This window comes from Streptomyces flavidovirens DSM 40150, from assembly GCF_000429085.1.
Classification (GTDB): domain Bacteria; phylum Actinomycetota; class Actinomycetes; order Streptomycetales; family Streptomycetaceae; genus Streptomyces; species Streptomyces flavidovirens.
Map to the genome: position 1 here is coordinate 212,023 of NZ_AUBE01000004.1, position 13,335 is coordinate 225,357.

Here is a 13,335-nt window from a genome sequence, read left to right on the forward strand (position 1 = left end):
CCCAGACTTTCGGGCGGGGCACGGGGGGGGCCGCCCATGGCGTGTTCTGGCAACCCGCTTCAGCACTTCGGAATGGGACTAACCCAGCACTTGGTGAAGCCCAACGCCTCTCCAACCCCACCAGTCCCACCCGTAACGCTTCCTCGCATCACGGGACCGTTTCGACCCAAACAGCTCGGGTGCGTTCGGAATGGCGGTGTCGCACCAGCGGCCGTTCCCGCACCCGCTGAACCAGGGGCCGCGCCACCCCTAGAGCCCACGCGCCCCACCCACCGGACCCGCCGCCCGGCAGCGGCGAGCCGCCACTCCCCAAGCCGTCCCGTGGGCTCCCCCCGGGGGCCGCCCCCCACAAGCATTGCGGCGGAGGTCCGGCGGTCAAGGGTTAAGCGAAGCGCAATCGCCGCAGGCGACGCGACGCAGGAGCGCCCTTTACCGCCGGACCTCCGGCGCCAACCTTGGCAAAGGCGGCCCCTACCCCAGACGCAACCAACGCCCCCGGCCACCGCGAAGCCCCGCTCCCCGTCACCCCGCGCTCCCTCCCGCTCCCCACGTTCCGCATCATCCGGCGCAGGACCTTGACCGTCGTGGCGTAGTCCGTGTCGTCGATGCCTGCGTGGATTCTGGCGCGCAGGGCCGGGACGTGGCCCTTGATCCGGGCATGAGCCGCCTCTCCCGCCTCGGTGATCGTCAGACGGCCGGTGTCGTCCCGGCTGAGGAAGCGGCGTACGACCAGGTCCTCGGTGTCCGGTACGAGGTCGTCCTGCGGCGCGAGGTAGTCCCGCATCGCTCCGGTCAGTTCCTCGACGGTACGGCCCGCACCGTCCTCGGACAGGTCGTTGACGGAAAGGTGGCGCAGCGTCCAGTACTGGGGCTGGGAAAGACCGAGCTGCGCCAGCTCTCCGCGTATGAACGCAAGGACTTCCGTGTGCGCCACATGTGTCCAGTAAGCAATCGGTTGCTGAGCCAGTTCGGCATCGGAGAGCGACTCGGATGAGGTCTCGGAGGACGTCTCGGGGAGTTCCTTGGAGCGTGTCATAGCCGCATCCTCAGGTTGGTGGTCTAACGGGCAGCCCCGAAGCTATGACCTCAACTCCACTTGAGGTCAACGGACAGCAGCGACCCTCGGGGGGAGACCTGAACGACGCCGGAGCCGACGCAGTCGACGGAGTCCTCGACCCCCTGGCCGCCGCGAAATGCCTCCTCCCCTACGCCGCTCCCGCGCCCTCCCTCTCACCCTGGCCTCGGTCGTCGGTATCGCCGCGGCCGCCGCCGGGGCGCTTCTCGCCGCCGGGCTGCTCGCCCTCGCCGTGCCCGGCCACCCCGAAGAGTCCGGCGCGCCCGCCACGGTCTGTAACGTCCTGGGCGCGACCGGCGTGACAGCGGCGGGGGCCGCCCTCCTGGGGACACGACTGAGCCGGTTGCCGATGACGGTGTACGGAGGGGCGGTATATCTGGCCGCTCCGCGCCAGCCCGGCGGCGCCGCCGCCGTGTGGGCGTGGTCGATGCAGCCGGGACCGCAGGTCGCCGCCTTGGTGGTGGCGGGTGTGGCGTTCGTAGCGGGAGTGGGGCTCTACGTACGCCGCAGGGCGCGCCCCGAAGGTCGCCCGCACGACCACCGGCGTTCCGCTCCTAACCGCGCGGGGTTCCACGCCACGCCCGACCGGCAGCTCCCGCACCACGTCCCACCTGCGCTGCCCCCAGCGATCTGGCCAGAAAGCGCCCCGCCCCACCCCCGCCACATAAACCAAACGGTTTGTCCCCGCCCTCCCCGCGACGCCAGGATTGCCGCGAAGCAGCAACACGGAAAGAACCCTTCCCGGAGGTTTCCCATGGCCATGCAGGCTCCGTACGCCATCACCCTCGACCGGCGCGAGGGCCCGTACGGCGAAGTCGTTCTGCGGGAGCGCGGAGAGCACTTCGAGATCATCGCCAACGGCTGCTTCCTGATGGACACCTCCGACGGCCGCTCGGAGCGCCTCCTCGTCGACGCCGCCCTGAACGCACTCGACACACCTCAGGACGCACACGACGCGCGCGACACACCCCACAACACCCTCGACACCTCCCCCTCCCTCCTCATCGGCGGCCTCGGTGTCGGCTTCTCGCTCGCCCACGCCGCCGCGCAGTCCCGCTGGGGTCGGATCGTGGTCGTCGAACGTGAGCAGGCAATCATCGACTGGCACCGCGCGGGCCCGCTGGCGCGGATCTCGGGCGACGCGCTCACGGATCCGCGATGCGAGATCATTCACACCGATCTCGTGGATTACGTCCGCGAAAACCAGATCGGGACCCTTGGTACGTACCAGGACACCTACGACGCCCTCTGCCTCGATATCGACAATGGACCGGACTGGACCGTCACCGACGACAACGCCAATCTCTACTCCCCGCAGGGACTTGCGGGGTGCATGAGACGGCTGAGACCAGGGGGAATCCTCGCCGTCTGGTCGGCCAAACCGTCCCCCGCTTTCGAGGACGCGTTGCGGAATGCCGGATTCAACTTGGTTCGGACTGAAGAGATCCAAGTTGCCCGAGGCGTTCCTGACGTGGTCCATCTCGGGGTTCGCCCTGCGTAGCCGGGACCGTCTCAGTGCATCTACTCTGCTGCCTTACACGTGGGATCTAGCAGAGAACTCCCAGGGGCGGGGCAATGGAGCAGACACACACCAGCCACAACGGCCTCGCGGCCACTCCGGGCGCTCAGCGCCGGGTGCTGGTCGTCGAGGACGACGCGACCATCGTCGACGCCATTGCCGCGCGACTTCGCGCCGAGGGCTTCCAGGTGCAGACGGCTGCCGACGGCCCCGCGGCGGTCGACGCCGCCGAGGCGTGGCAGCCCGACCTGATGGTTCTCGACATCATGCTGCCGGGCTTCGACGGGCTGGAAGTCTGCCGGCGCGTGCAGGCACAGCGGCCGGTACCGGTTCTGATGCTCACAGCGCGTGACGACGAGACCGACATGCTCGTGGGCCTCGGGGTCGGCGCCGACGACTACATGACCAAGCCGTTCTCCATGCGCGAGCTCGCGGCGCGGGTCCATGTCCTCCTGCGCCGCGTCGAGCGGGCGACCCTCGCCGCCTCGACCCCGCGCAGCGGCATCCTGCGCCTCGGCGAGCTGGAGATCGACCACGCGCAGCGCCGCGTGCGGGTGCGCGGTGACGACGTACACCTGACGCCGACCGAGTTCGACCTGCTGGTGTGCCTGGCGAACACGCCGCGCGCCGTGCTCTCGCGCGAGCAGCTGCTCGCCGAGGTGTGGGACTGGGCGGACGCGTCGGGCACCAGGACCGTCGACAGCCACATCAAGGCGCTGCGCCGCAAGATCGGCGCGGAGCGGATCCGTACGGTGCACGGCGTGGGGTACGCACTGGAGACTCCCCCCGCATGACCAGGCCGGGGAGCCGGAACGGGAACGGGAACAGGAGCCAAAGCGCTCACAGCAACGGCAACGGCAACGGCAACGGCAACGGCAACGGCAACAAGTTGCGCCCCTTCTCGATCAAGACCAAGCTCGGCACGCTCGTCGTCGTCTCCGTCTTCATCACCACCGGTCTGATCCTGGTGGCGCTCCGCACCAAGACGGAGCTGCGCTTCATCACGGTCTTCTCGGTCATCGCCTCGATGCTGATCACCCAGTTCGTGGCGCACAGTCTGACCTCCCCCCTCGACGAGATGACGACCGTCGCGAGATCCATCGCGCACGGCGACTACACCCGGCGGGTAGGCGGCGCCGGCCGCCGCGACGAGCTGGGTGACCTGGCGGCCACGATCAACCGCATGGCGGACGATCTGGAGGCCGTGGACCGGCACCGCAAGGAATTGGTCGCCAACGTCTCGCACGAGCTCAGAACCCCCATCGCGGGGCTGAGAGCGGTACTGGAGAACGTCGTGGACGGGGTGTCCGCCGCGGACCCCGAGACGATGCGTACGGCGCTCAAACAGACCGAGCGCCTCGGCCGGCTGGTCGAGACGCTGCTCGACCTCTCCCGCCTCGACAACGGCGTCGTACCGCTGAAGGCGCACCGCTTCGAGGTCTGGCCGTACCTCTCGGGCGTGCTCAAGGAGGCGAACGTCATCGCCTCCCAGCGCGGGCTCGCCTCCGGCTCCGGCAGTCATACGCGTACCGACGTACATCTGCACCTGGACGTCTCACCGCCCGAGCTGACCGCGCACGCGGACATCGAGCGGCTGCACCAGGTCGTCGCCAACCTCCTCGACAACGCGGTCAAGCACAGCCCCCCGCACGGCCGTGTCACCGTGCGCGCCCGGCGCGGCCCGCAGCCGGAGAGCCTGGACCTGGAGGTCCTGGACGAGGGGCCGGGCATACCCGAGTCCGAATGGCACCGGGTCTTCGAGCGTTTCAACCGGGGCAGCCTGCCCGCCCCGCACGGTCCCGGCAGCGACGGCGGTACGGGCCTCGGCCTCGCGATCGCCCGCTGGGCGGTCGATCTGCACGGCGGACGGATCGGCGTGGCCGAATCCGCGCGCGGCTGCCGAATCCAAGTCACTCTTCCGGGGAAGCCCGCTACTCGTCAGTTGACGTAGGGTCGAACCGGAAGCACACGTTCTGCGTGTCTCCCTTGGGGGGTACGGTCCAAAGTGGGCCGTAACCACGGTCCGTCCTACCCGGACCACAGCGGACCACACCGGAACCCCGCTTGTTTCCCGCCATTCCAGGCGCCGAAACCAGCGCTCCGATGTGACTTACGCGACGGAAGGCCCGCCCGGCCTGCACCTCTCGGCCGGGGAGGCGTAGCCTTTATTTCCGCTGTCCATCACCTTGCGAAGCGGAAGAGGGCGGTTAACGCCGTGTCGTCTCAGTCCCCCAGTAGCCCGAGCGTCTCGACCGACCAAGACGGGCAAGGGAAGAACCCTGCCGCTGCCTTCGGTCCCAATGAGTGGCTCGTCGACGAGATCTACCAGCAGTACCTCCAGGACCCGAATTCGGTCGACCGCGCCTGGTGGGACTTCTTCGCCGACTACAAGCCCGGTTCCACCCCGGCGGCGGAGAAGACCGCCACCGAAGCCGAAGATGCGGTCCAGGCCGCCACTCCGGCACCTGCCACACCCGCCACACCTGCCACACCCCCCGCCGCGCCCGCCACCCCGGCGACGCCCGCGGCCACCCAGCCGGCCTCCGCCGCGCCTGCCGCACCCGCTGCGGCAAAGCCCGCGGCCCAGGCCCCAGCCCAGGCCCAGGCCCAGGCCCCCACGCAGGCTGCTCCCGCAGCCCCGGCCACCAAGCCCGCCTCCGCCCCCGCACCGGCCGCCGCACAGCAGGCCGGCGCGAAGGCGAAGACCGAGTCCAAGACCGAGGCCAAGGCTCAGCCCGCCACCGAGGCCGCGCCCAAGACCGATGCCAAGGCCCAGCCCGCGACCGATGCCAAGGCCCAGCCCGCCACCGAGGCCCCCGAAGGCCCCGAGTACGTGACGCTGCGCGGCCCCTCCGCGGCCGTCGCCAAGAACATGAACGCCTCACTCGAACTGCCCACGGCCACGTCCGTGCGCGCCGTCCCGGTGAAGCTGCTGTTCGACAACCGCATCGTCATCAACAACCACCTCAAGCGCGCCCGCGGCGGGAAGGTCTCCTTCACGCACCTCATCGGGTTCGCGATGGTGCAGGCCCTCAAGGCCATGCCGTCGATGAACTACTCCTTCGCGGAGAAGGACGGCAAGCCGACCCTGGTCAAGCCCCCGCACGTCAACCTGGGCCTGGCCATCGACCTGGTCAAGCCCAACGGTGACCGCCAGCTCGTCGTCGCGGCCATCAAGAAGGCCGAGACGCTCAACTTCTTCGAGTTCTGGCAGGCGTACGAGGACATCGTCCGCCGCGCCCGCGCGAACAAGCTGACGATGGACGACTTCACCGGCGTCACCGCGTCGCTGACGAACCCCGGCGGCATCGGCACCGTCCACTCCGTGCCCCGCCTGATGCCCGGACAGGGCCTCATCATGGGCGTCGGCGCGATGGACTACCCGGCCGAGTTCCAGGGCACCTCGCAGGACACCCTGAACAAGCTGGGCATCTCCAAGGTCATGACCCTGACCTCGACGTACGACCACCGGGTCATCCAGGGCGCCGCCTCCGGCGAGTTCCTGCGGATCCTCGCCAACCTGCTCCTCGGCGAGAACGGCTTCTACGACGACATCTTCGAGGCCCTGCGGATCCCGTACGAGCCGGTCCGCTGGCTCAAGGACATCGACGTCTCGCACGACGACGACGTCACCAAGGCCGCCCGCGTCTTCGAGCTGATCCACTCCTACCGGGTCCGCGGCCACGTCATGGCCGACACCGACCCGCTGGAGTACAAGCAGCGCAAGCACCCCGACCTGGACATCAACGAGCACGGCCTCACGCTCTGGGACCTGGAGCGCGAGTTCGCCGTCGGCGGTTTCGCCGGCAAGTCGATGATGAAGCTGCGCGACATCCTCGGTGTTCTGCGCGACTCGTACGTCCGGACCGTCGGCGTCGAGTTCATGCACATCCAGGACCCGAAGCAGCGCAAGTGGATCCAGGACCGCGTGGAGCGCCCGCACGCCAAGCCGGAGCGCGAGGAGCAGCTGCGCATCCTGCGCCGCCTGAACGCCGCCGAGGCGTTCGAGACGTTCCTGCAGACGAAGTACGTCGGCCAGAAGCGCTTCTCCCTGGAGGGCGGCGAGTCCGTCATCCCGCTGCTCGACGCGGTCATCGACTCCGCCGCCGAGTCGCGCCTGGACGAGGTCGTCATCGGCATGGCCCACCGCGGCCGCCTGAACGTCCTGGCGAACATCGTCGGCAAGTCGTACGCGCAGATCTTCCGGGAGTTCGAGGGAAACCTCGACCCGAAGTCGATGCACGGCTCCGGCGACGTGAAGTACCACCTGGGCGCCGAGGGCACCTTCACCGGTCTCGACGGCGAGCAGATCAAGGTCTCGCTCGTCGCGAACCCCTCGCACCTGGAGGCGGTCGACCCGGTCCTGGAGGGTGTCGCCCGCGCCAAGCAGGACGTCATCAACAAGGGCGGTACGGACTTCACGGTCCTGCCCGTCGCGCTCCACGGTGACGCGGCCTTCGCCGGCCAGGGCGTCGTGGCCGAGACGCTGAACATGTCGCAGCTTCGGGGCTACCGCACCGGCGGCACGGTCCACATCGTCATCAACAACCAGGTCGGGTTCACGGCGGCGCCGGAGTCCTCCCGCTCCTCGATGTACGCGACCGACGTGGCCCGCATGATCGAGGCGCCGATCTTCCACGTGAACGGCGACGACCCGGAGGCCGTGGTCCGCGTCGCGCGGCTCGCCTTCGAGTTCCGCCAGTCCTTCAACAAGGACGTCGTGATCGACCTCATCTGCTACCGCCGCCGCGGTCACAACGAGGGCGACAACCCGCAGTTCACCAACCCGCAGATGGTGACGCTGATCGACAAGAAGCGCTCGGTGCGCAAGCTCTACACCGAGTCGCTCATCGGTCGCGGCGACATCACGCTGGAAGAGGCCGAGCAGGCGCTCCAGGACTTCCAGGGCCAGCTGGAGAAGGTCTTCGCGGAGGTCCGCGAGGCCACCTCCGCCCCGGCTCCCGCCCACACCCCGGAGGTCCAGGCCGAGTTCCCGGTGGCCGTCGCCACGGCGGTCTCCCAGGAGGTCGTCAAGCGGATCGCCGAGTCCCAGGTCAACATCCCCGACCGGATCACCGTCCACCCCCGCCTGATGCCGCAGATGCAGCGCCGCGCGGCCTCGGTGGAGGACGGCACGATCGACTGGGGCATGGGCGAGACCCTCGCCATCGGCTCGCTGCTGATGGAGGGCGTCCCGGTCCGGCTGTCCGGCCAGGACACCCGCCGCGGTACGTTCGGCCAGCGCCACGCGGTGCTCGTCGACCAGAACACCGGCGAGGACTACACCCCGCTCCAGTACCTCTCCGAGGACCAGGCCCGCTTCAACGTCTACGACTCGCTGCTCTCCGAGTACGCGTGCATGGGCTTCGAGTACGGCTACTCGCTCGCCCGGCCCGAGTCGCTGGTCATGTGGGAGGCCCAGTTCGGTGACTTCGTCAACGGCGCGCAGACCGTCGTCGACGAGTTCATCTCCTCGGCCGAGCAGAAGTGGGGCCAGACGTCCGGCGTCACGCTCCTGCTGCCGCACGGTTACGAGGGCCAGGGCCCGGACCACTCGTCGGCCCGTCCCGAGCGCTTCCTCCAGATGTGCGCGCAGGACAACATGACGGTCGCCATGCCGACCCTGCCGTCGAACTACTTCCACCTGCTGCGCTGGCAGGTCCACAACCCGCACCACAAGCCGCTCATCGTCTTCACCCCGAAGTCGATGCTGCGTCTGAAGGCGGCGGCGTCGAAGGCGGAGGAGTTCACCACCGGCGGCTTCCGCCCGGTGATCGGCGACACCGCCATGGACCCGGCGGCCGTCCGCAAGGTCGTCTTCTGCGCCGGCAAGGTCTACTACGACCTGGAGGCCGAGCGTCAGAAGCGCGGCAACACGGACACGGCGATCATCCGTCTGGAGCGCCTGTACCCGCTGCCGGGCAAGGAGCTCCAGCAGGAGATCGCGAAGTACCCGAACGCCGAGAAGTACCTGTGGGCGCAGGAGGAGCCGGCGAACCAGGGTGCGTGGCCGTTCATCGCGCTCAACCTGATCGACCACCTCGACCTGGCGGTCGGCGCCGACATCCCGCACGGCGAGCGTCTGCGGCGCATCTCGCGCCCGCACGGCTCGTCGCCGGCGGTCGGCTCGGCCAAGCGCCACCAGGCGGAGCAGCAGCAGCTGCTGAACGAGGTCTTCGAGGCCTGATCAGCCGCCGGTCAGCCGCCGGTCAGCCGCCTGACCGGTTCGGCTCGTACGACGCCCGCAGGGCCCGGCACCGCAGCGATGCGGTGCCGGGCCCTGCGGCGTACGGCGGAAGAAGCGGCCGCCTCAGCCCAGGTACGCCTCGAAGTCCCAGTACGGGCGGTTGCGCTGGCGTGCGGAGAGGGTGTGCGGGTGCTGGGCGCCGAGGGTGCGGGTCAGCGTCAGCAGGGCGTCCGCCTCGACCTTGTCGGCCTCCTCGTGTTCCCGCAGGGCCCGCAGGTCACAGGCGAGCGCGGTCTGGCAGGAGAGGGTGAGCGGGTGTTCGTCGCCGAGCACCTGGCGTGACCTGCGCAGCGTGTCGCGGCTGAGGTCGGCGGCGTCCGCGACCCTGCCGTTGAAGTTGCGGCCGCCCGAGGCGTTGAGGGCGCAGCCCAGGACCCAGGGATGGTCGGCCCCGAGGGTGGCGGTCAGGCCCGCGAGCGCGGACTCGAACATGGACATGGCCTCGCTCCGGTCGCCGGCCGCCTGCATCACCAGGCCGGTGTTGGCGAGCATGCCGGTCGCCACGGGGTGGGCGGGTCCGAGCAGTGCCCGGTATCCGGCCTCCGCCTCGGCGATCAGGTCCTTGGCCCTGGCCAGGTCGCCGTGCTCGCGCTGGTAGTTTCCGTAGTCGTTGATGAACGACAGGGTGGTGTAGTGGGTCCGGCCCTGCACCTGCTCCATCTGTTCCATCAGGCTGTCCATCAGCATGCCCACGTCCTGCGGGAAGCCGCCTTCGCGCCGCCGGGCGAGCGCGAGCTGCTTGCGCGCGGAGAGGGTCTGCGGGTGCAGCGGGCCGAGGATCTGCACATGGAGCCGTACGACCGGCTCCTGGCGGGCCACGGCGTCGCGGTACAGGCCGAGCAGCCGCAGACCGTGGGCGATGGCGTTGCCGGAGTTGAGGGTCGTGATGTGCCGGGCGCGCAGTACGCTCTCGCGGCGGCTGAGAGTCTCCTGGTCGAGTTCGTACGCTTCCCGGTAGCGCCCCAGCAGGCGCAGCCCGACACCGAGGTTGTGCCGTGCGCTGAGGGAGATCAGCTCGTTTCCGCCGAGCAGCCGTTCCGCGTCCTGAAGCACCTGCCGCTGGAGCTCCAGCGCTTCGTCGTACCGGCCCAGGCGGCGCAGGCTTCCGGCCAGACCGCTGTTGACGCTGAGTTCGCCGAGTTCGTCACGCGGCTGTGCTCCCCGCAGCCGGTCGCGCAGGGCGCGCCCCAGCTCGTACGCCTCACGGTTGCTGCCCGCGGCGAGCAGGAGGTTTGTCTGCTGCGTCGTCAGGTCGATCATCTGCTGGTCCAGCGGATCCATGAACGTCGTCCAGTAGTTCCGGATCTTCTCCGCGAGCCGCGTGCCGGCCGTGAACTCGCCGCTGCGCACGCAGTAGCGCAGGCAGTTCAGTACGACGGCCTGGACCCGGCTGTTGCGGCTGCTGAGCGCGCCGGACGGTTCCAGGTGGGGCAGCAGCTCGGCGTACTGGGGCCATTGCCTGCTGTCGAGCGGGTTGCCGGGGTCGGCCTCGGCCAGCAGGGTGCGTACGGCCTTGCGGTGGGCGTCGCGGTGCTCGTCGTTGGTGAGCCGGGACACGATGTCGTGGACGAGCCGGTGCATGTGCACCGTCTCCTGGTGCGGCCCCATCTCGGTGTTGACCGGGCCCCGGCTCTCGCGGGTGAGCACCGAGTAGTTGACGAGGGTGTCCAGGGCGCGGGTCCAGGCGGGCAGGTCGGTGCTCATCCACCGCAGGTCCTCGGGCAGGTCGGCCTGTGGATAGGCGCGGGCGAGTCCGAGCGGGATGCGGCCGGGGGCGAAGGACGCGCACAGGCTGAGGACTTCGACCGCTTGCGGCTGCGTGCGGCGCAGCCGGTTGATGAGGATCGACCAGGAGGTGAGCGAGGAGTGCGGGAAGCCGTCCCCCACGGGCTCGTCGACGGCGGAAAGCCGGCCCTCACGGACCATGCGCAGGTATTCCGGAACCTCCATCCGGGACTCGCCGAGCCAGGACGCCGCCTGGACGAGCGGCAGCGGTACGTCGCTGAACTCGGCGGCGACCTCGTCGGCCTGCGCGGAGGTGATGTGCGGGGCGCGGCGCATCAGGTAGGCGGTGGACTCGGCGCGGTCGAAGGAGGGCACTTCGAGTACGTCGGTGTGGTCGCCCCAGCCCCGGTTGCGGGAGGTGACGATGGTGTGTCCGGGGCCGTGCGGCAGCAGGACGTTCGCGCCCTCGGTGTCGTCCCAGCCGTCGAAGATGACGAGCCAGCGGCTGTACGGTTCACCGCGTCGCAGCGCGTCGCGCACGGCACGGATGCGCTCGCCTGGTTCGCTGCCGCTGTGCAGGCCCAGTTCGGCGGCGAGTTCGCCGAAGCGGTCGCGCTGGATGTTGCGGTCGTCGGAGTTGACCCACCAGATGACGTCGTAGTCGGTGCTGAAACGGTGGGCGTACTCGGCAGCGATCTGGGTCTTGCCGATGCCGGACATGCCGAGGAGGGTGCAGGCGGAGTTGCCGCGTTCGGCTTCCGTCAGGCGTGACTGGAGCTCGGTGAGGAGATCGTCGCGGCCGGTGAACCGGCCGTTCCGGCGCGGGACCTCGCCCCAGATCTCGGGGGGTGTGTTCGGGAAACGGGAGCTGATGGCCGGGGAGCGGCGGCCCGCGCCGCGCCGGTACTCGATGCCGAGCCGGCCCAGGAGCCGCTCCTCGGCCTCCTCCTCACCGGTGCCCCACAGGCTGACGGGTTCGAGTACCGCGGTGGCGGGCGGCAACTGGCGGTTGGTGAGGTTGACGGCGGCGAACCGTTCGGCCTGGTCCGCCACGTACCCCCGCAGGACGTCGTTCCACTCGCCCGGGGCCCGCGGCCCCAGCTCGAAGAACCAGTCGTTGAGGACGAGCAGGACCCGGCCGGTCGACAGCAGGAGGTCACCGAGCGCCTCCTCCAGCGGCACCTCGCGCGGCGGGTCCCAGCGCTGGAGAGTGACCCGGTGGCCGTGTGCTTCCAGGCGCTGCGCGATCCAGTTGGCCCACGGCCGGTGATATCCGGGGAAGACCACGAGGAAATGCTCGGGCCCGTTCTGGCCGCCACGGTCCCCCGCCGCACCGGTCCCGCCCGACCGCCGCTGATCCACCATCTGTACGTCTCCCTGTCTCGCGCTGCTGTCCCGCGCTCTGTCGCGCGCCCGCTCGACCAAGCGTCACGGTCGCTTGACACAGTGTCACCCAAAGGCCGCCGGCGACGCGCCGAGGCTCGCGTAATGCTCTTTCATGCCTCCGGTGAACTGCCGTCCTTCGCTGGTCAGTTCATCGGACTCCTGAAGTATGGACAAGGCTTCCGCGACCTGTTCGCGATGCTGCGCGAACTGTTCCCCGGCCCGCCGGCGCCAGGCCTCCGGGGCGGCGGGTCCGGTCGCGGCGCGCCGCCACAGGTCGGTCAGCGCCAGGTGGGCGTAGGCGCCCTGCAGTACGCCCGCCACCGGCCGCGGGTCGGGCCGCCAGCCGACCCGGTGCAGCCCTTCGCCGCCCGGCCGGTACAGCGGTACGCGCTCGTGGAGCGCGGCCATTTTGGTGTGGTGGGTCTCGTGGACCAGTACCTCGGCGAACTCGCCGGCCCCGGCCGGCAGAGACGTCAGCACACCGCCCGGCGCGGACCGCAGGGTGGCACTCATCGGGTGCCGCCCGTCGTACGCCGCCGTGGTCACGGGGGCGAGTGGCACGAGGACGCGCTGCATGGCCCGGATCTCGGCGGCCCGCCCGGGGTCGGTTCCCTCGATCAGCGCGAGGGCCTGCCGCCACCGGCGTGCCCAGGGCTCGCGGGCGACTGTGGCCCGGTCCGCCGCGTGCATGGCGACGGCACCGATGCCACGGGGCGGCACCCGGTAGGGGTTGAGATCGTCGAGTACGGCGTTACCGCCGTCCAGGACACGCAGCCCCGACCAGCCGGGCCCGCCGCCCACAGTCCGGCCGCCGGTGGACCGCAGCAGGAGTGCGCGGGCCGGGCCGCCGCCGCCGGTGATGCGTACGGTGCGTCCGCGGGCGTGCAGTTCGGCCCGGTGCGAGGGGCAGCGCAGGGCGCCGAGTCCCGGCAGGGAGAGCAGCCCGGCGGGCGCGTCGAGGGTGACGCGCAGGTCGCATCCCGCCCGCAGGGCGGCGGTGGCGGCGATGGAGCCGAAGTACGCCAGGTGCCGGTCGAGGGCGGGCCCCTCGGGCGCGGTGAGCGCTCCGGCCAGCCAGGCGCCGGTCAGCGGATAGTCGAGGACGTCACGGACCGGGGCGGGATCGCGTCGTTCCGCGTACTCCAGCAACTGCCAGTGCCGGGCGAAGCGTTCACGCGCTGCCGGGGAGGCGCCGGTGCGCTGCCGGTCGAGGCGGGCCAGCAGGGACTTGAGCAGGAGGAGCCGCCGGGCGTGCAGCCCGGACCGTAACGCGGTGGTGCAGGCGGCATCGGGCCGGGTGCGGGCCAGCCGGGCGAGGAGGGCTGCCGGAAGGGGAGCCGGGGTCATCGCGGCCCCCCGGTGACGGCCTTTCCGCCGTGGCGG

At 70.3% G+C, this 13,335-nt stretch carries 7 protein-coding genes; 4 read left to right on the forward strand and 3 right to left on the reverse strand.

The features are described from left to right. Positions 1–382 precede the first annotated feature (382 nt). Positions 383–1,036: a MarR family winged helix-turn-helix transcriptional regulator gene (locus G412_RS33640; protein WP_341860540.1), complete on the reverse strand. Its 654-nt coding sequence runs from the start codon at positions 1,034–1,036 to the stop codon at positions 383–385. Positions 1,037–1,829: 793 nt separating this feature from the next. Between G412_RS33640 and G412_RS0108310 the strand changes: the two genes are divergently transcribed. From G412_RS0108310 to G412_RS0108325, 4 genes are all read left to right on the forward strand, one after another. Then, positions 1,830–2,576, forward strand: a complete 747-nt coding sequence (locus G412_RS0108310) for a spermidine synthase family protein (RefSeq protein WP_028811691.1) — start codon at positions 1,830–1,832, stop codon at positions 2,574–2,576. Between the two features lie 74 nt (positions 2,577–2,650). Next, positions 2,651–3,388, forward strand: coding sequence for a response regulator transcription factor (locus G412_RS0108315; protein ID WP_028811692.1), 738 nt, complete (start codon positions 2,651–2,653; stop codon positions 3,386–3,388). Between the two features lie 95 nt (positions 3,389–3,483). After that, positions 3,484–4,545 carry a HAMP domain-containing sensor histidine kinase gene (locus tag G412_RS0108320; RefSeq protein WP_028811693.1) on the forward strand — a complete coding sequence of 354 codons (1,062 nt, stop codon included), beginning with the start codon at positions 3,484–3,486 and terminating at the stop codon, positions 4,543–4,545. Between the two features lie 264 nt (positions 4,546–4,809). Then, positions 4,810–8,781: a multifunctional oxoglutarate decarboxylase/oxoglutarate dehydrogenase thiamine pyrophosphate-binding subunit/dihydrolipoyllysine-residue succinyltransferase subunit gene (locus G412_RS0108325; protein ID WP_028811694.1), complete on the forward strand. Its 3,972-nt coding sequence runs from the start codon at positions 4,810–4,812 to the stop codon at positions 8,779–8,781. Positions 8,782–8,904: 123 nt separating this feature from the next. Here the strand turns inward: G412_RS0108325 and fxsT are convergent, their stop codons facing one another. Together fxsT and G412_RS33645 are read right to left on the reverse strand one after the other, a co-directional pair. Beyond that, positions 8,905–11,931, reverse strand: a complete 3,027-nt coding sequence (fxsT, locus tag G412_RS0108330; RefSeq protein WP_028811695.1) for an FxSxx-COOH system tetratricopeptide repeat protein — start codon at positions 11,929–11,931, stop codon at positions 8,905–8,907. 84 nt (positions 11,932–12,015) lie between these two features. Then, positions 12,016–13,299, reverse strand: a complete 1,284-nt coding sequence (locus tag G412_RS33645) for an HEXXH motif domain-containing protein (RefSeq protein ID WP_051338206.1) — start codon at positions 13,297–13,299, stop codon at positions 12,016–12,018. Positions 13,300–13,335: the final 36 nt, after the last annotated feature.

Coding starts and splice junctions, on each gene's coding strand:
- G412_RS0108310 (WP_028811691.1), top strand. CDS start 1,830: ATGGCCATGCAGGCTCCGTACGCCATCACCCTCGACCGGCGCGAGGGC.
- G412_RS33640 (WP_341860540.1), bottom strand. CDS start 1,036: ATGACACGCTCCAAGGAACTCCCCGAGACGTCCTCCGAGACCTCATCC.
- fxsT (WP_028811695.1), bottom strand. CDS start 11,931: ATGGTGGATCAGCGGCGGTCGGGCGGGACCGGTGCGGCGGGGGACCGT.
- G412_RS33645 (WP_051338206.1), bottom strand. CDS start 13,299: ATGACCCCGGCTCCCCTTCCGGCAGCCCTCCTCGCCCGGCTGGCCCGC.
- G412_RS0108315 (WP_028811692.1), top strand. CDS start 2,651: ATGGAGCAGACACACACCAGCCACAACGGCCTCGCGGCCACTCCGGGC.